Below are 18,285 nucleotides of genomic sequence, written 5' to 3' on the forward strand. Positions count from 1 at the left end.
TCCTCCCTTATAAAAAGATCAATAAAAAATAACTGCACTTTTTTCATTTTTTACCATTTAAACACCATCAATTGGTGAAAGTCGCCTTGACGCGCCGGGACCTGATGAAATATAAAATCCAAAGGACACTGGGCAGAATAGAACCCCCGCTTGTTTCTCCTTCCATAAACAGGACAGGCAGATGCGATAAAATATTGATCGTATAAGCTGTTATCATCAGCTTTGGCAATATTCTTTTCCTTTTGACCCATGAATATATAATAAAAAAATAGAAGAATATTAAAATAATGTTTGTTATGTAGATAATTAAATCGTAAGTCTCTAAATAAGCCGGATTGACAACTATAACAATATATACCGCCGCAACTATATTAAGAATCATCATAATTGCCGGGAGAATAAGCCATCCAGCTACAATTGCATAAGGAGAATCTGTCCTAAATTCAGGCTGATTTTCTGTATTTTTTTCTTCCAATGAGACATCCTCTTTTCTACTTAATGTAGACTCAATATAGCAAATTCGGGATGTTCCTTCAACTGTTTTTAGTCTGACAGAACTATTTCCACTCCAGATTATCAGCATTTCCGTATTTTTTATAATGGATGGCTAAATCAGAATAGAACTTTTAATCTTCTCATTTGATAACACTTTTACCCAAACAGAATTTTTCCTGCTCTATTCTGCTTTCCGGAAAGGATGCCGGGACAGCCAAATAAATAGTGCAAGAAAAATACCTGCTGAAATTAGAAATAGCGGTGGAACAGGTAGCCATTCTGCCCAAATCCCAGCAATAAATAACCCCAGTGGCAGCATCAGTTTCATAAACATAGAAGCAGTTCCGGCAACTCTTCCAAGCAGATGGTTTGGAGTTACCTCCTGCCGGATAGCGAGATAAATAATATTGGATATAACAGTTGAAAAGGTACGGATAGCTAGACTGATTCCCAACAACCACCATGTATTTGCAAAAGACAGAAGCACCATTGCAACAACATCGACTAAGAAAAAACCCGTAAAAATTCTCCCTCTGTTAAATTTCCTGCGCAGCGGTTTTACGGCCAATGCTCCCATCAAACCGCCCAGCGAAGAAATCGAAAACATCAAACCAATTTCTTTTTCCGACGCATGCAGCTGGTCAGCCGCATAAAAAACAAGCACACCGATAACAAGACTCATCGCCAGATTAGTAAAGATAATTGCAATTGTAGGTGTAAGCAAGGTTTTATTTTGAAATAGTTCGTTCCAGCCTTCTTTAATTTCCAGCCTCCAGCTTCCTGCTTGTTTTGTTTTCAGTATTTCCTTCTCCGGAACCTGAACAAACTGCACACAAATAAATAAGATGATTAAGCTCACCGTATAAATCGATAACACAGATGCAGCCGTCAGTATGCTTAATAACATTCCGGCGAGTCCCGGACCGGCTGTTTGAATAAATGTTGCTACAAAGGAAAGCTTGGCATTTGCCGAGGTAAGCTGTTCCTTGGAAACAATCTGCGGCATAACAGAATGCTGTGCATTTCCAAATGTATAACCGGCTGAAGATAATATAAAGCCAAGAATATATAGATGCCACGCCTGCATTGTATTTGATAAAAGAAGAAGGATCATCCCCAGCGAAGCAAGGATGGAAATCAGACTTGTCCAACGCATCATCGTTTTCCGATTCACCCGGTCAACCAGCACTCCGGCAATAATCCCAAGAAAAATATTTGGGAAGAAATCAATAGCCCGCATCGTACTCATTGCCAGAGCAGACTCTGTCATACTGTAAATCAATAGCGGAATTGCTAGAATATACATTTGCATACCAATGCTTTGTACGGTTGACCCTCCCCATAAAAACAGGAAATTTTTATTTTTCCATAAAGAAACCGGTACTTCTTTCTCCAGTTTGACTTGATTTAATTCCATTCCATCATCTCTCCTCGCTATCTGCTATTTACTTTTAGTGTAAGTTGTGAAAAGATGAATAAAAAGTGAGGATTATAAATTATTATTGTTCACCTTTTTAAAATGGAAAGGAGAATCGCTGGTGAAGCATCATAAATATGCGTCTAAGCTGCTGGATTATTTCACTTCAGAAAATAAGACGGAAACAACCATTGCGGATCTGGCCAGTGTCTTTCAATGCTCCGAAAGATATACCAAAACGGTTATCCATCATTTAGCTGCCAAACAATGGATAACATGGCATGTTTCTCAGGGGAGAGGAAAAAAGCCGCTCCTTACATTGCATTTTGAAAAAGATGATATTCTGCTGGAGCAGGCGAAGGGATTAATAGAAAAGGAAAATTATCAAAAGGGGTTTTCTGTAGTTCAGCAGGCGAGTGCCGCCTATCAGGAAAAGTTTCGTGCCTGGTTTCAGCAGCAGATCGGAATCACTCAAGTTTCATCGGATAAAAACGCATCCTTAGATGTGCTTCGTTATCCATTTTATCCTGTCCGTTTATGTATGGACCCCCTCGATGCAAGCTCACGTCATGACAGTCATATGATTCAGCAAATCTTTGATCGGCTAGTAGAATATCATCCAGAAACGGAGACCCTGGAACCTGCAATTGCACACTACTGGGAAAGCAAGGATGGAAAGCAATGGATTTTTTATTTAAGGAAAAATGTGCGGTTCCATCATGGCAGAATATTACATGCAAATGATGTAAAGGCTACAATTCTTCGTTTCACAAAGGACAGTGCCATCAGAAAAAATCTGCTTAACATACAAGTAATCAATCAGACAACACTTATCTTCCAGCTGGATAAGTCCGATTATTTGTTTCCCAGATTACTGGCAGATGTCCGAGCTTCGATAGTTCCTATAGATGTTATTAAGAAAAAAGGAAGGCTGTTTTCTTCAAAACCAATAGGCTGCGGGCCTTATCAGCTTACGATGTACAACGAAGAGAAAATTCAACTGGATCGATTTGAAAATTATTATGGACTGGCACCCTGGCTGGATAAGGTTGAAATTATTACAGCCTCCGAAGATTTTTTATCAAAGCAAAAACATCCGCTTTTACTGGAAGCACCGGACAGCTCCTGGTTAGAAAAGTTTACGTATGAGCAAGGAGCAGATTTTATTATTCTGAATAGTAGAAAGCCAGGACCTCTACAGGATAAAAATTATCGAAAAAATCTGGCTGAAGCAATTCGTCCGGCTGATTTTTGCCTGACAAAACAGAGAGAAATTGTTGCTCACAGTATGCTTGTAGATAAATCAATGACCTTTCCCAATAAAATAAAACAGGCCTCCAGCAGCCCCGGACAGGCTTCGTTAAAGATTGCAGCACAGCAAATACGAAGAAATACGAATCATTACCGGGAGGCAGTTATTTTACAAAGACAATTGGAACATATCGGCATTTATTCTGAAATCGATTTACTCTCTAAGACGGCGTGGAAAGACCCAAATAAAATATTAGATTATGACTTATTTGTTGGCGGGATTTTCTTATCAGATGATTATTTACTTTCTGCTCTGACATTTATGGAAAGTATGTCTATGCCTCTTTACTCTCTGCTTCCTGACAGTGTCCAAAAAGAAGTTCAACAAAAGCTCACTAAAATACGGCAGTCTAAGAATTCTCAACAGCAATGGGAGCTTTATTTTCAATTGGAAAAGGATTTAAAGAAGCAGCATTTTATCGTGTTCTTAAATCACCGGGGTCATAAGATGTACGAGACACAGAACAGCCTGTATGAAAATATAAAGCTTGACAGTAACGGGCGGATTGATTATCGAAAGGTTTGGAAGAAGCCTTTTTAAAGAATTAATTTATATATAGTTGTTTTTGGAGGATAGACTTATACTGTTCCATTTATAAGTCTATCTTTTATCTTCCTCCAAAAACAACTGATAAGCATACCTCTCTCCATTTACAAAAGGAAGCTGGATAATCCCTTTGAACGCAAACCCCGCCGATAAAATAATATTTTGCATTGCCCGATTTCTTGGATATGTATCAATTCGCACTTCAGACATTCCTTTTTCTTTGCATACAAACAACAGCAGCTTTAGAAATGTTTTTCCATAGCCTTTCCCGTTTATTTCCGGATTAATAGCGAATTTATGAATCGTCGCATAGCTCCCCTGTGATGCATCCCAATCCCCGTAGCTTATTGTCGAATAGGCCTGCTCCTCTTCATCCGTAATAATCGCAGTACCGACAATCACATTATTTATTGCAAAAAGATAATTATTTCCTTTTTCTATCTCACTTTTTATATCTTCCTCTTTCGGAGAATCTTCATCTGACCATTGTGGCGACCCGGATTCAGCCAGTTTGATTCTCGCCTTATTAATAATTTGCATAATATCATGGAAGTCATCAAGATTTCCGTTTCTTATTTCGACGTTCACTATATCACCTGCTTTTATAATTTTATGTCTTCTTTAAGTATATTTCTAATTTTGTATAAACAAAATGAATAAGCATCATTTAAATTAAAACTTATATATTAGCATTTGTACAACCTCTGGTAATCAGGATTATACCATATAAATCATATTAAAATGGCATTACTCCATGCGAGTAATGCCATTTCGTTACGTTTTAAGTATTTCCTGCTAATTTAACAATCCGCTTTACTTTTATTCCTCTAAAAAGCCATTCTCCACCAGATAATTATGGGCAACTATAGCGACACTCTGCCTTTCAATATCTACCTGGTAATTGAGCTGACGCATCACTTCACTGTCAAGGCTTTCTGCCAGGGGTGCAAGAATAGACTCAACTTCTGGATACTCCTCCAGAAATTCTTCATTTACGGCAAGTGCTGCATTATAAGGAGCGAAAAATCTTTCATCATCTTCTAGTAAAAACAGGTCAAATGCATCAATTTGGGCATTGGTTTCATATGCCATACCTACATCCAAATTCCCGCTTTGCAGGGCTTCATAGATAAGGCCAGAATCCATTTGCGTAATATTTTCTGCTCCAAATTGAAAGTCATATGCTTCTTCCAGTCCGGGAACGCCATCTGCCCGATTGGCAAACTGAGCGTCAGTTCCCATTGTTAACTCGTCTGGATGTTCATTCACATAATCTGCCAAATCAGAGTAGGTTTCAAGCCCATATTCTTCAGCTTTGTCACGAGTCATGGCAAGCGCATAGGTATTGTTTACTTCCGAAGGGTTCACCCAGGTGATGCCATTTTCCTGATCAACTTTCTTTAACTCTTCAAAAGCTTCATCAGGATCTGTTACCGGTTCCATCCCTAAATAAGTAACAATCGCTGTTCCTGTATAATCCCAGGCAAGGGTGACCTGTCCATTTTCTAAGGCGGTCCGGAGAACGGTACTTCCCAAATTCTCCATCATTTTTACATTGAATCCTTCCTCCTCAAGTAAGAAAAAGGTCATTTGTGTAAGTAAATACTGCTCGGTGAAATTTTTTCCGCCAATCGTTACCGTCTTCCCGCCACCACCAAAAACTGAGCAGCCACTTAAAAAGACGAAGAGGAGGACGAGCATGATGGAGCGTCTAAAAATAGTCATTTTATAATCCTCCTTTATGTTGTGGTGGCAGTATCAGCCGTCTGTCTTGTTGATTTTGGCGAAATAACGTAACCCACGCCTCTTAATAAGTAGTCAAATCCAATTGCCATCAGCGTAACAGGAATAGCTCCTGAAATTAAATAAGCATTGTCGAAAAGCTCAATACCTGTCATAATCCAGACACCTAAACCGCCGCCGCCAATATAATAAGCAAGAGCAGCCGTTCCAATATTTAAGACAACCGCTGTTCTGAGTCCGCCAATAATTGCATACGCAGCATTAGGCACTTCCACCCTCCAAAAAATCTGGCCTGCTTTCATTCCCATTCCTTTCCCTGCATCAATAAGATCGGGGTTTATGGAATTAAATCCTGCAACTGCATTACGAAAGATCGGCAAAACAGAGTAAATAAATAAAGCAAACACTGCCGGCTTAAAGCCAACCCCTAAAATACCAATTGCCAGCGCTAAGACAGCTAAACTCGGAACCGTCTGTGCCAGATTAGCAACATTGGAAGCAATCCATTCATATTTACGAAAACGTGGACGTGTAAACAGAACCGCCAAAGGCAGCGCAATAACAATTGCCAGAAAAGAAGAAATTATAACTAGGTTAAGATGCTGACCGACCAATACCCAAAACGTGTCCGACTGCTCGAAAATTGGTGAAAAGTAGCCATTTACACCTGCATAAACAAAGAAACCAATTACAAAAGCATACAGTAAAATACGGACGATAATGGCGATAATCTTCTTCTGATTCACTCCATCACCTTCTCTTTTCCGCCTGATTGAGCCGGTTTTTGGCGCATTTCCAGATGCAAATATCTTTGTACACGATCAATGGTGATTGCTCCTTGTACCTCATCATTATCATCGTGCACAATCACCTGATCCGCCTCTTGATTTAACAGCATTGCAAGCGTATCTTTTAAATTCTCGTGAACGTTCACCTGCTTGGAATCAACAATAGACTGATCAATTTCCACCAGGCCGATTTCTTCTTGCAGCTGAGCAATCGTACGTAAACTGAGGTGTTTAATAGCACGATCCCTTCCTATAAATTGGGAGACATATTCATTTTTAGGATGGATTAATATATCTGATGGAGTTCCATACTGCATAATCTCTCCATCACGCATAAGTACAATTTTATCTGCCATTTTAATCGCTTCATCAATATCATGGCTGACGAATAAAATAGTCTTCTTGACTTCACGCTGAATTTGTAAAAACTCATCCTGTATTTTTTCGCGGATTAATGGATCCAGTGCACCAAACGGCTCATCCATCAACATAACAGGGGGATCAGCAGCAAGCGCCCTAACCACACCAATCCGCTGCTGCTGGCCTCCAGATAGCTCATTCGGAAATCGTTTCCTGTATTCCCCCGGATCCAGACCGATCAATTGCATTAGCTCTTTATAGCGTTTATGCTTTTTCTTTTTATCCCACCCCAGCAAATCAGGGACAATTGTTACATTTTCTTCTATATTCATATTTGGAAAAAGTCCGTTACTTTGGATGACATAACCGATCTTCCGTCTAAGTTCAATTTCATTTAGTTCACCTATGTCCTGGCCATTAATTAAAATGGACCCTTCAGTAATCGTCTCCAAACGGTTTACCATCCGAAGAAGTGTTGTTTTCCCACATCCGGACGGGCCAAGGAAAATAACAATTTCACCTTGCTCCACTTCAAAATTAACATCATTTACTGCTTTTTCAGTTCCTGTGTATGATTTAGATACATGTTTAAATGAAATCATATGTTCACCTCTTCATCAGTGTTAGTTTTCTATGCCTTTTGGTGTCAGCCGCTTTTGAATCAGCAGAAGAACGGTATCTGCAATAATTGCAAGCAAGGAAACCACAATCGAACCTGTAACAATAGAATACATATCGGTTCGGGTGATACCTTGAACAATCAAAGTTCCGAGCCCTCCTGCACCAATAAATGCAGCAATAACACCAATCCCGATATTCAGGACAACAGCTGTGCGGATACCAGCCATGATAACAGGCAATGCGTTGGGAATTTCTACGCGGACTAGCCGTTGCCGCCTCTTCATTCCAACACCATTGGCCGCATCTATTACCGCTGGATTTACATTCTTAATCGCCGAATAAGTATTACGGATAATAGGCAGCTGCGAATACAGCACAAGTGCGACTAACGCCGGAACAAACCCGATTCCCTGGTTGATTAGTGAAAAGAACGGAATCATTATTCCAAACAACGCAATACTTGGGATTGTTAAAAGGACAGAAGCTGCAGCTAAAACGGTTTCCGCCAGATCCTCGTTGGTCGTTAAATAAATGCCGATCGAGACACCGATAATAATGGCAATTATTATCGCTATCCCTACGAGCTCTATATGCTGAACCGTAAGGCCCCATATGTAAGAAGCATTGATACGCAGATATTCGAGATATTCATTCATTTAAGTGCCCCCTCTTCAGTATTAGAAACAAATAATCTTAGCATCCTTATGTTACTCACCTCCGAATAACAAATATACGCCAGCGTAAATACGAAATTTTTAAAAAATTAAAATTCTACAAAATAAGCAGCGCATACGTCTGTTCAAAAAATCTATGAATTTCATAATTAAGATAACCTATTAATTGGAAGGCATTTATTTGGGCTACAAGGGTCTTACCCTTTTATACCGCTTCATCTATAAAAGTTGAAGAAACTTTCCTAATAAACGGAAGGAATTAAATACGAAGACTTTACAGAAAATAGTTTTCGTTTGGATTTCCATCTCCTAGTGACAACAGTGGCGAAAGCTTTGTCATTATAGAGAGGAGAAGTTTTCATTTGTTCAGTAAGGTATCCCAATTTTATCTCACGGATTGCATGAGATACTTCTCTAACTGCCCAAGACTCCCATATATATCACAGCTATTCATAAGCTCATCCATACAGCCGCCGAATCCTTTTCCTATAAGCCGGCTGCTGTTTCTATACTTCTCAGCTATAGAGGATGTTCAAAAAGGCTAATCATTATAAACCGTCTCCTTTGCCAAAAGAATAAATTCTGTCTGTATCAGACTAAACTATCAGTATGAAGAAGCTTTTAATTAGGAATAATTATCTGCTTTCATATTTATATAGTATATTTCCCTAAAAACATTTTAGTAAACTACAAAATAGTGAACTGGTTTATTTTATTCAAATTAAATAATTAAAAAAGCTATTCATGAGCACATTAGAATTAGCTCACGAACAGCTTTTACAGATTGGAAAATTACTTATTATAAAGCAAATGGTGTCCGGCATAAGCAAACAGCGCTGCGCCCGACCGCATGTTCCAGTTCCATATACTCACATCGCCGAAAAAACCTTTACAATAACTCTTTATTCTTCTTATACGATCTTTTTAATGAAATAAAGTCCAACAAAAAAGATAGTACGCCAACACTTATTACCATTCCAAAAAAATCATACCAGCTTGCTTGATCAGATGTTATTTTATATATCAGATAGCCTATTCCAAACACAACAACAAAGGAAGCAGTTCTGGATTTAAGAGCTCTTAACGCTCTTTTATATTCTTTTTCCGTAGCAATATCTGTATGTTCGATTCCCGATAGGATATATCTTCCCAACGTATAAAACAGGAAAATTGCTATACCGGCTAATAGGATGACACCTGTATCTAAGCTTATAAAATTACTGCTAATAATCATGATTACCAGAAAAAGAAAAAGCAGCACTCCTCCTTCAGCTAAAAAATACAGCATCTTTTTTTCTTTATATTCGTCCTCCGGCATTAAAAAGGATATCCATGATTTCATTATTCTTCTACCTCCCAAAATAATTCATCTAATGTTTTATCAAGCTCTTTTGCTATTGCAATACAGAGCTGAAGCGTGGGATTGTATTCCCCTTTTTCAATCAATCCAATTGTCTGTCTGGTCACACCTGTTTTTTTCGCAAGCTGCTGCTGAGTCATTGATGTTTTTATACGGGTTATTTTCACATTATTTTTCATTATTCATCCCATCTCGCTGAACGCAATATATAAATTGCTTTTGTAATTTATATATTACATTAACTAATTAATAAAATCAAATTATTTCTATGCAAAAAAACCACTTGAAGAACTTCCCCCGCTCTTCAAATGGTCCTGTTTTTATTAAGGCTATCCTTTTAACAATTTATCATTTGGTTAATCCATCATCCGCTTCTTGAATGTAACAGCTGCCAATACTAACGTTGCCGCAACCCAGGCCAAGATAATTGCAAAAGGCTTCCAAAGCTCGTCAAAACCTGCTCCCGCTTCACTGAATTCAGCAATTTCTTCCAGCTGAATTCCCGGTGTATACTCTAATACTTGTAAGAAACTGAATTGATCGGCAAGTCCGATAAACATATTAGCCATACCAAATATAAACATTACAGGAAGAATATAGACAGATGCTTCTAAAACACTTCTTGTAATTAATCCCATCCAGGTTCCTAAAGCGATAAAGAAAACTAAAGACAAAAGGATTCCAGCAATTAGCCAGCCTCTTCCAGTAAATGAAAAATCCATGATAAACATACTAACAGCAGTTACAATAATGGTAATTACAATGGTAACAGCACTTTTTCCAGCTAAAATTTCTGTCAATGTTGCTGGAGAAAGCATCAGCCCGCGCAACGTATTTTTCTCCTTTTCTTCTGCTATTATTGCACATTGCAGAAAGGTTCCAACCAAAGCAAGTGATAACGTAATGACAAATAAGTGCATTGCCAAGGGCACTTCCCCTATCCGACTATATATGACAGCAAAGATAAGCGGCATCAGTGCTGTTGACGAAACGTACAAATTTCGATATAAATCCTTCAAATCCTTTTGAAAAATAGCCATAAAACGTTTTACAGAAAATGTCATACTAATTCCCTCCCAGTCACTTCAACGAAGATATCCCCTAATGTCGGTTCTTTTGTATAAATACGCTCCACCATTTCCCGGGAAATATATTGTTGAATTTCCTCAGCACTTGATGCTTTCAAGGGAAGCTCTAATTCTCTTCCATCCTTTAATTCGATACCAATAATTTCTTCCCGATACTGTTTTTTCAGCTGTTTTGGCTCATCTAAAAGCTGGACAACCCCTTTATTTAAAAAGGCTACCTGGCTGCACAGATGGTCTGCCTCCTCCATATCATGTGTTGTCAGAAAAATGGTCGTTCCCTGTCGATTCAGTTCCTTTAAACCATTATGGATGTGTTTGGAATTAGCAGGGTCCAATGCAGAGGTCGGTTCATCTAAAAATAATAGCTCCGGCTTATGCAGAAGTGTTCTTGCCAATAATACCCGCTGTGTCATTCCTTTAGACAGCTTGGCGACCTGTGTTTTTTTCTCGGAACCTAAGTTAACTGATTCCAGCGCCTCGTCAATCCGCTGCAAAGATGTACCATATAAATCTGCGTAAAGCTTTAAGTTATCATAAATAGTCAGCCTTGCGTATAAACCGCTATTATCTGTCACCACACCAAAACGTTTTCGGTACTCAGGTGTGTTTAACTGTGAGACTGGTATTCCAAATACATTCGCTGTACCTGCACTCTGCCTCATTTGACCGGTTAAAATTTTTATTGTAGTTGTCTTTCCTGATCCGCTTGGACCTAAAAAGCCAAATGTTTCTCCTTTTTTAACCTGGAAGGACACATCCTGCAATGCCCGTTTATCACCAAAAATCTTCTCTAAAGATTTTACTTCTATCATATTCTCCACTCCAAAAACCTCCTGCTTCAGTTATTTGCCTGTGACTACAGAATAGTCCCTTTTCAGCAATAACGCAGTATTTTTCAGATGAATGGAGTATATTTTGAGCTGAATTGTGCTTATTCCACTCCCAATAATTCCTTCAGCTCGTTCAATTTTGATTTTGATAATGGAACCTGGGAGCTTTTTTTATCAACAAGCGATAAGCTGTAGCTGTTTCTGGTCCATGTAATAACCTCTCTTATTTTTTGAAGATTCACAATATAAGAGCGGTGGCAGCGAAAGAAGCCCTGATGAGATAAGCGCTGTTCCAGCTCTTTTAAGGTAAGACCTGTGGGAAATCCTTCTCCACGTGTATACAAATATGTTTGACCATTCTGGCTTTCAATATAGTCGATTTCCTGTGGATCAAATAAAATAATTTTATCCTCTACTTTAGCGGAGATTTTATTTAACTGAAAAGTTTGCTGTACTTGAACCTCTTCTTCCGCTGTTTCTATTCCATCTATTTCTGAAGATTTTACTCTGCCTTTTTCCTCCGTTTCAACTTCGATTTGATGCAGGCCCTGTTCATCTAAACGATAGACTATATCCGCAATTGTAATGGCACTCTCCGTACTTGTTGTTAAAATCAGTACCGCTTTTTGCTGTTCCTGCAAAATCTCGACAAATTGATGAAGTACACGTTTGGTTTCCAAATCCACATTTACCTCTGGCTCTTCAAAAACCACAATTTCTGCTTTCTGCATTAATATTCTGCCAAATTGAACCCGGCGCTTTTCAGAACGATTCAGCTGATGCATTTTCCATCTTGCTTTTTCCTCCAGTTGAATCAGCTGCAAAGCTTCTTTTATAGAAGTTTTGCTTTGATATAATGACCTAATAAATGTCAGATATTCCTGTACCCGCAGCCGATCATAAATACCTTCTTCATACCAGCAAATACCTAAAGAGGAAAAGTATTTCTGCTTATCCTCCTCCAGTGTTTTGTGGTGTATCTGAATAGAACCCTTTCGCACACTTTCTTCTCCGGCAACCATCTGCAGTAACACCGCACGAATATTAACAGTGGACTGAATTGCTTTGATTTCTCCAGGCTTTATTTCTATATCTATCTTCGGAAATAATGTTTGATCTCCTTGCCGGTATTCAATTCCGTTCATTCTTAACATGCTTTATACCTCGCTCTATCTATAAAGAATTCATTTCGTTCTATTTTGATACCACTTAAACCTGATTATTATTTCATGACAAACAGTTAAATCTTTGATACAGTAGATTCAAAGATAATAATGAAAAGCAACTACTAGGGGAGCCCAAAATTGCGGGCTGAGAGGGAAGCATGCTTACTTTCCGACTCTTACAAACCTGATCTGGCTAATACCAGCGTAGGGAAGTAGTCAATCAACTTATGATTACTCTCAGTATACCAAATCAGGCCTCTCTTTAGAGCCTGATTTTTTATTTTTACAAGGTAGTTTACTTTTCATTTCCAAAAAGAAAAGGAGATGATTGGATTGAAAAACCGTACACGCTTATTAACAATGATGGCTGTTCTAGTAGCTATTGGAACGATTGGATCTCAATTGCTCTGGTTTCCAGCAGGAGTGGCCAGAGCCTATCCCGTTCAGCATGCTGTTAACGTGATAGCTGCTATTTTACTTGGGCCGGGACCGGCAGTAATTGTCGCATTCATGATCAGCTTAGTCAGAAATCTTTTAGGATTAGGAACATTGGTTGCATTTCCAGGAGCGATGATTGGTGCTTTTGTTGCCGGGGTATTGTATAAGAAAACACAAAAATATTCAATGGCGGCTGTTGGAGAAATCATCGGAACAGGAATTATCGGTTCCTTCTTTGCTGTTCCGATAGCTAATCTGCTTATGGGAAGCTCTGCAGGGGCATTTGCCTTTATCCCGCCATTTATTGTAAGCAGTGTCTCTGGCGCCTTAATTGGCTGGCTGCTGGTCAGCCGTATTCCCGCAAGACAGCTTTCTTTAACAAAATAATTTACTTTACAATCCTAAGGAGGATTTTTATTATGAGTCAGGTTCGTTGTGCATTAACAATTGCCGGTACAGACCCAAGCGGCGGTGCCGGTATTCAGGCAGATTTAAAAACATTTCAAGAGTTAAAAACCTATGGCATGTCTGTCATTACTTCCGTTGTGGCTCAAAATACAACAGGGGTCCGCTCCGTTGAACATATGCCGCTTTCTATGATTGAGGATCAGCTGGATGCAGTTATTGAGGATATGCCCATCCATGCAGTGAAAACTGGAATGATTGCAAGCAAGCCGATGATGGAATTAATTGCTGAAAAATTAAAACAGGTTGATGCTCCATATGTGATGGATCCTGTTATGGTTGCAACCAGCGGCGATGCTTTAATTAATGAAGAAGCCCGCAACTTTTTGCGGCAATATCTTCTTCCTTTAACGACAGTTGTTACGCCGAATATTCCAGAAGCAGAATTTCTGACCGGGTTATCTATTGAGTCTACAGATGATATGAAAAGTGCTGCAGAATACCTCGTTCATGAGTATGGTGTCGATGCTGCCTTAGTTAAAGGAGGCCACCTAAAAGGGCAGGCTGTCGATTTTCTTTATGACGGAAAGCAGATGCACAGCTATGCTGCAGAACGTATAGATACGAAGAATACGCATGGAACCGGCTGTACCTACGCTGCTGCCATTGCTGCCTATTTAGGTAAAGCCTATCCGCTTCCAGAAGCAGTAAAGCACGCAAAAGCTTTTGTTACCGCTGCTATTTCTAAATCATTTGCACTTGGAAAAGGAAATGGACCGACAAATCACTGGGCAATCCGGGAAAATGCCGGAAGGGAGATTACACATGAATCCTGATATTATTCAAGAAGTCAGAAACAGCACGCCACTTATTCATCATTTAACCAATCAGGTTGTTATGAATTTTAGTGCTAATGGGCTGCTTGCCTTTGGCGGCAGTCCTGTGATGGCAAAAGAAGTACGGGAAGCGTCTGATATGGCGGACATTGCTGATGCTGTAGTCTTAAATATCGGAACGATTTTGGAAGGGGAAGTCGAGGCAATGATTGCAGCGGGGAAAACCGCTAATAAAAAAGGTATTCCTATTGTTCTTGATCCTGTCGGCGTGGCTGCAACTTCTTTTCGGAAAGAAATAATTGAAAAGATTTTACAAGAAGTACGTCCGACAGTTATCAAGGGTAATGCAGGTGAAATTGCCTCCTTGGTTAATGCAGATATTCAAACACGCGGAGTAGATTCTGTCGGGGAAGGAAATATAGATGATATTGCGGAAAAAGCCGGTAAACAATTTGATACTGCGATTGTAGTAACCGGAAAAATAGACGTTATCTATGCTGATCGGAAATTAATTTATAATCAGACTGGACATCCGCTTCTCTCCAGTATTACCGGGGCAGGTTGTTTATTAGGATCTGTGGTGGCAGCATGTCTGACTACTTCCTATCCAGTCGGGGAACAGCTTCGTTCCGCACTCAGCTTCTACGGAATGGCCGCAGAGCATGCAGCAAAGCAGTCTCATGTGCAAGGACCGGGAACCTTTTTGCCAAGCTTTGTCGATGCTTTGTCCTTTACACCCAAGCAATTAAACGGAGGCACGGAAGATGGAATTTAATAGAGAACAATTAAGAAAATATTTTATTATGGGAAGCCAAAATTGTGACAGGGATCCTCACGCTGTTTTAGAGGAGGCACTCACTGCAGGTATTACTGCATTTCAATTTCGGGAAAAAGGGACCGGCTCGTTAAATGGCGAGGAAAAGCTGAAGCTGGGTAAAAGCTTCAGAGCGCAATGCCGTAAACATAATATTCCATTTTTTATTAATGATAATATTGAGCTTGCCGAAGAGCTGGATGCAGATGGTATACATGTAGGGCAGGATGATATGCCTGTCAAGGAAGTCCGCGCTAAGTTTCCGGATAAAATTATTGGCCTGTCGATATCCACACAGCAGGAGCTTGACCAAAGTCCGCTTGATTTAGTGGATTATATTGGTGTCGGCCCAATTTTTGCAACCTCTACAAAAGAAGATGCAAAACAGGCAGTAGGCTTAGAATGGATTCATACTATCCGCTCGCAATTTCCTGACATGCCTGTTGTGGCAATCGGCGGGATTCAGACAGAAAACGCAAGCGCTGTTATAGAAGCTGGTGCGGACGGAGTTTCTTTTATTACTGCTGTTACAGAAGCAGATAGTATTCAGGAAGCTGTAGATAAGCTGTAAGCTATACTGTTTCTCCAGATTAGTTATTCCGCCCATTCTGTTTGTTATGAAGCGCAAATAATACAGATGCCTCATATGCTATTAGGGAACATTAGCCCAATAGAGGAGGAAAATTATGAATTATTTTCAACCATCGCATCCAAATGGCGAGGAAAACAAACAGAATAACCTGCCTGGTAAGATGCTGAATAACTACTTTCAGCCGGCCCCACAGCACGATTATTCGAATGGGTTCTTTGCAGGGGGCCCAGAAGGTGAAACTGGCGGACCGGGCGGCTATTACCAGGAACAGCAGCCTGCTAATCATATGCCGCCTCAGCAAGGACAGCAAAACCCTCCATCACAGGAGCGAATCGGCAACTTTTTCCCTGGTTTCCCAGGATCAGGAGGAAATGGGAATGAATCACCTTTTCCAGAGTTTAATACAGATCAATTTGTAGATAATATATTCCCTGGCCCTCCAAATAACAACGGGAGCGGAGGCGGAAATGAAGGTACTTTTCCAAATTGGCCGCCAGCCCCGTCTGCTCCATCTTTTCCAAATTTCCCGGAGAGCGGAGGTAGTGGAGGAGCCCCAGGACAGCAGGCAGGCCCGGCAGAAATGGGCGGTATGAACAGCCAGCCCCCAATGGGACCGCCGCCTAACTTTGTACCGCAAAAGCAGCAGGTGCAGGCGTTTGCTGTTGATCCCGGCGGTATCAGACATTGCATGTTCCGCTTCACCTATATTTGGCCAAATCGCGGCAATGGTTTCTGGGCTTTTCCGACATTCCTAGGCAGAAATTCTATCGCCGGCTTCCGCTGGAACGGTTTTCGCTGGGTTTACTTCGGGATGGATTTAAATAGTATTGAATCCTTCCAATGTATGTGACTATAGAAAAGTGTATGAAATTAAAAACGAGCCGCTGAAAGCAAAACCTTTTCAGCGGCTCGTTTTATATTAAATCTCTTAATTAATTATATTTTTTATCTTCTTTCTTACGCATTTCACGCTGCCAGATAAGCCCCTGTTCCAATGCCATTTTCTTTGCAATTTTCGGCGCATTCCACAACGGCGGTAAAATCAATAACGATACTGGGACTGCCGTTATAACAATAGAATTTTGAATCGATGTAATACTATCTTCACCAATTGTAAGGATAACAGCAGTAAATGCTCCAAATAAAATGGCCCAGACAACCCGCAGCCAACGTTTTGGATTATCATGTCCTGTTAATGTTGCAGCAACAGTATACGACATTGTATCTGCAGTTGTTGCAACAAAGACAATAGATACAAGCAGGAAAGCAACTCCCATTACTGTACCTAAAGGAAGCTGATCAGTAATCGCCATAACTGCAGCAGGCATGCCGCCATTAGTTAATGCATCAGAAATAGAACCCGGTTTTTCTATTTCAAAGAAAACACCAGTTCCACCGACAATGGAGAACCAGAAATTTGTTACAAGCGGTGCTACTACGGAAACTGCAATAATAAGCTCCCGAATTGTTCTTCCTCTGGAGATACGGCTGATAAATACGATAAGCATTGGTGCATAACCGATAAACCAAGCCCAAAAGAAAATCGTCCATCCTGCCAGCCATTCTCCATCTCCACGATAGAACATCATTTCAAACATATTTTGAATATGGACTCCTGTACCGCCGACAAACCCATCAATAATAAATGCGGTAGGTCCAATAATAAATACAATAATAGCTAAAAGAATTGTAAATTGTATATTCCAGTTACTTAAATGATAAATCCCTCTATCAACTCCAGTTGCTGCGGAAATGGCAGCTACAGTAACTAAGACGATAACGACAATAATACTCATAGTTAATGTATCCGGTACATTAAAGAGATGATTTAATCCATAAGAAATCTGTAAACCTAAAAACCCAAGCGGTCCCAATGTTCCTGCTGCCGTTGCAATAATAGAAAAGGAATCGGCCAACGTCCCAATGGCACTTTTTTCAAATATCTTATCTCCAAAAATAGGATACAACAATCCCCGAGGTTTTAAAGGATAACCCTTTTGATAATGCACATACATCATTACAATAACTGCAAGTGTACCGAGAATTGCCCATGCAAGAAATCCCCAATGCATAAATGCTTGAGCAAAGGCTCCCTCTATATTATTAAATTCTCCTCCGCCAAAAAGAGGCGGCGTAGTCATAAAATGATACATAGGCTCCGCTGCAGCCCAAAAGACCCCTCCACTGGCTAACAGGGTTACCAAAATCATACATACCCAGCCAAAATAGCTGTATTTTGGTTTATCCTGATTTCCTAACTTTACTTTTCCATACTTTGAAATTGCCAGGCCTAACCCGATGGCGAAATTAAGGAATAAGAGTATTTGCCAATAAGCGCCAAACCAATCAGCAGAATAATTAAACAAAGTGTTTACTGCACTATCCACCATATCACTGTTAATCAGCGACAGGACAATAAACACAACTAAAAATCCTCCACTGATATAAAAAACTGGCCAATCTAAACCTTTTCCTTTTTTTGACTTCACACTTTACCTCCTGATTAATGTAAGCGTCTAAAATATCATGAATATGTTATTTACAGACCTTTTTTGGATGAAAGCATTATTTAGAGAAATGCTTGACAAACTTTCATCCTCTCACTTGTTTTGTTTGCACATGTCTTTTTATTATAGTGACATCCTTCATACAATACAACTTTCAATTTAAAGACGTATTCAGCGTATAGCTTTGAATATAGAAGTATTTCCCTTCTTAAATATTCCTAAACCCTTCTCATCCCCGAAAATAAAAAAATCTCAGCAGATTTAGCGAGATTTTTTTATAAGTCTATCCTATT

General features: G+C 39.7%; 19 protein-coding genes and 1 riboswitch. Of the genes, 6 read left to right on the forward strand and 13 right to left on the reverse strand.

Annotated elements, in window-relative coordinates; genetic code table 11:
• Positions 1 to 67: 67 nt before the first annotated feature.
• Positions 68 to 475, reverse strand: a complete 408-nt coding sequence (locus tag BN1068_RS19690) for a DUF2569 family protein (protein WP_254846840.1) — start codon at positions 473 to 475, stop codon at positions 68 to 70.
• A 201-nt stretch (positions 476 to 676) separates the two neighbouring features.
• A complete protein-coding gene (locus BN1068_RS19695; RefSeq protein WP_077604531.1) occupies positions 677 to 1,912 on the reverse strand; it encodes an MFS transporter in 1,236 nt (411 codons plus the stop codon).
• A gap of 121 nt (positions 1,913 to 2,033) precedes the next feature.
• On the opposite strand from BN1068_RS19695, the gene BN1068_RS19700 reads away from it, so the two are divergent.
• Positions 2,034 to 3,764: an ABC transporter substrate-binding protein gene (locus BN1068_RS19700; protein ID WP_139344893.1), complete on the forward strand. Its 1,731-nt coding sequence runs from the start codon at positions 2,034 to 2,036 to the stop codon at positions 3,762 to 3,764.
• A gap of 60 nt (positions 3,765 to 3,824) precedes the next feature.
• Here the strand turns inward: BN1068_RS19700 and BN1068_RS19705 are convergent, their stop codons facing one another.
• From BN1068_RS19705 to BN1068_RS19750, 10 genes are all read right to left on the reverse strand, one after another.
• Positions 3,825 to 4,358, reverse strand: coding sequence for a GNAT family N-acetyltransferase (locus BN1068_RS19705; RefSeq protein ID WP_077604533.1), 534 nt, complete (start codon positions 4,356 to 4,358; stop codon positions 3,825 to 3,827).
• Positions 4,359 to 4,589: 231 nt separating this feature from the next.
• Complete coding sequence (locus BN1068_RS19710) at positions 4,590 to 5,495, reverse strand: ABC transporter substrate-binding protein (protein ID WP_077604534.1); 906 nt, start codon at positions 5,493 to 5,495, stop codon at positions 4,590 to 4,592.
• Positions 5,496 to 5,509: 14 nt separating this feature from the next.
• Positions 5,510 to 6,259, reverse strand: a complete 750-nt coding sequence (locus tag BN1068_RS19715) for an ABC transporter permease (RefSeq protein ID WP_077604535.1) — start codon at positions 6,257 to 6,259, stop codon at positions 5,510 to 5,512.
• Complete coding sequence (locus BN1068_RS19720; protein ID WP_077604536.1) at positions 6,256 to 7,263, reverse strand: ABC transporter ATP-binding protein; 1,008 nt, start codon at positions 7,261 to 7,263, stop codon at positions 6,256 to 6,258. The genes BN1068_RS19715 and BN1068_RS19720 overlap by 4 nt, the downstream gene beginning before the upstream one ends.
• A gap of 21 nt (positions 7,264 to 7,284) precedes the next feature.
• Positions 7,285 to 7,938 carry an ABC transporter permease gene (locus BN1068_RS19725; protein ID WP_077604537.1) on the reverse strand — a complete coding sequence of 218 codons (654 nt, stop codon included), beginning with the start codon at positions 7,936 to 7,938 and terminating at the stop codon, positions 7,285 to 7,287.
• 907 nt (positions 7,939 to 8,845) lie between these two features.
• Positions 8,846 to 9,298, reverse strand: a complete 453-nt coding sequence (locus tag BN1068_RS19730; protein WP_077604538.1) for a hypothetical protein — start codon at positions 9,296 to 9,298, stop codon at positions 8,846 to 8,848.
• The gene (locus tag BN1068_RS19735; RefSeq protein WP_077604539.1) at positions 9,298 to 9,495 is read right to left on the reverse strand and encodes a helix-turn-helix transcriptional regulator; all 198 of its coding nucleotides are present in this window, start codon (positions 9,493 to 9,495) and stop codon (positions 9,298 to 9,300) included. The genes BN1068_RS19730 and BN1068_RS19735 overlap by 1 nt, the downstream gene beginning before the upstream one ends.
• Before the next feature lie 177 nt (positions 9,496 to 9,672).
• Entirely contained in the window at positions 9,673 to 10,380 is a 708-nt protein-coding gene (locus BN1068_RS19740; RefSeq protein WP_077604540.1) for an ABC transporter permease, read from the reverse strand.
• Complete coding sequence (locus tag BN1068_RS19745; RefSeq protein ID WP_077604541.1) at positions 10,377 to 11,225, reverse strand: ABC transporter ATP-binding protein; 849 nt, start codon at positions 11,223 to 11,225, stop codon at positions 10,377 to 10,379. Before BN1068_RS19745 ends, BN1068_RS19740 begins: the two co-directional genes overlap by 4 nt.
• 110 nt (positions 11,226 to 11,335) lie before the next feature.
• The gene (locus BN1068_RS19750) at positions 11,336 to 12,388 is read right to left on the reverse strand and encodes a response regulator transcription factor (protein ID WP_077604542.1); all 1,053 of its coding nucleotides are present in this window, start codon (positions 12,386 to 12,388) and stop codon (positions 11,336 to 11,338) included.
• A 126-nt stretch (positions 12,389 to 12,514) separates the two neighbouring features.
• A riboswitch (TPP riboswitch) is annotated at positions 12,515 to 12,628 on the forward strand.
• A gap of 132 nt (positions 12,629 to 12,760) precedes the next feature.
• Between BN1068_RS19750 and thiW the strand changes: the two genes are divergently transcribed.
• From thiW to BN1068_RS23455, 5 genes are all read left to right on the forward strand, one after another.
• Positions 12,761 to 13,225 carry an energy coupling factor transporter S component ThiW gene (thiW, locus tag BN1068_RS19755; protein ID WP_260051971.1) on the forward strand — a complete coding sequence of 155 codons (465 nt, stop codon included), beginning with the start codon at positions 12,761 to 12,763 and terminating at the stop codon, positions 13,223 to 13,225.
• Positions 13,226 to 13,257: 32 nt separating this feature from the next.
• The gene (gene thiD / locus BN1068_RS19760) at positions 13,258 to 14,079 is read left to right on the forward strand and encodes a bifunctional hydroxymethylpyrimidine kinase/phosphomethylpyrimidine kinase (protein WP_077604543.1); all 822 of its coding nucleotides are present in this window, start codon (positions 13,258 to 13,260) and stop codon (positions 14,077 to 14,079) included.
• Positions 14,069 to 14,854 carry a hydroxyethylthiazole kinase gene (thiM, locus tag BN1068_RS19765; RefSeq protein WP_077604544.1) on the forward strand — a complete coding sequence of 262 codons (786 nt, stop codon included), beginning with the start codon at positions 14,069 to 14,071 and terminating at the stop codon, positions 14,852 to 14,854. The genes thiD and thiM overlap by 11 nt, the downstream gene beginning before the upstream one ends.
• Positions 14,844 to 15,464: a thiamine phosphate synthase gene (thiE, locus tag BN1068_RS19770; protein ID WP_077604545.1), complete on the forward strand. Its 621-nt coding sequence runs from the start codon at positions 14,844 to 14,846 to the stop codon at positions 15,462 to 15,464. The genes thiM and thiE overlap by 11 nt, the downstream gene beginning before the upstream one ends.
• Before the next feature lie 115 nt (positions 15,465 to 15,579).
• Positions 15,580 to 16,335, forward strand: a complete 756-nt coding sequence (locus BN1068_RS23455) for a hypothetical protein (RefSeq protein ID WP_139344894.1) — start codon at positions 15,580 to 15,582, stop codon at positions 16,333 to 16,335.
• Between the two features lie 82 nt (positions 16,336 to 16,417).
• On the opposite strand, the gene BN1068_RS19780 is transcribed toward BN1068_RS23455, so the two are convergent.
• The gene (locus BN1068_RS19780) at positions 16,418 to 17,974 is read right to left on the reverse strand and encodes a BCCT family transporter (protein WP_077604546.1); all 1,557 of its coding nucleotides are present in this window, start codon (positions 17,972 to 17,974) and stop codon (positions 16,418 to 16,420) included.
• Positions 17,975 to 18,285 lie beyond the last annotated feature (311 nt).

Source organism: Oceanobacillus sojae (assembly GCF_900162665.1).
Lineage (GTDB): Bacteria > Bacillota > Bacilli > Bacillales > Amphibacillaceae > Oceanobacillus > Oceanobacillus sojae_A.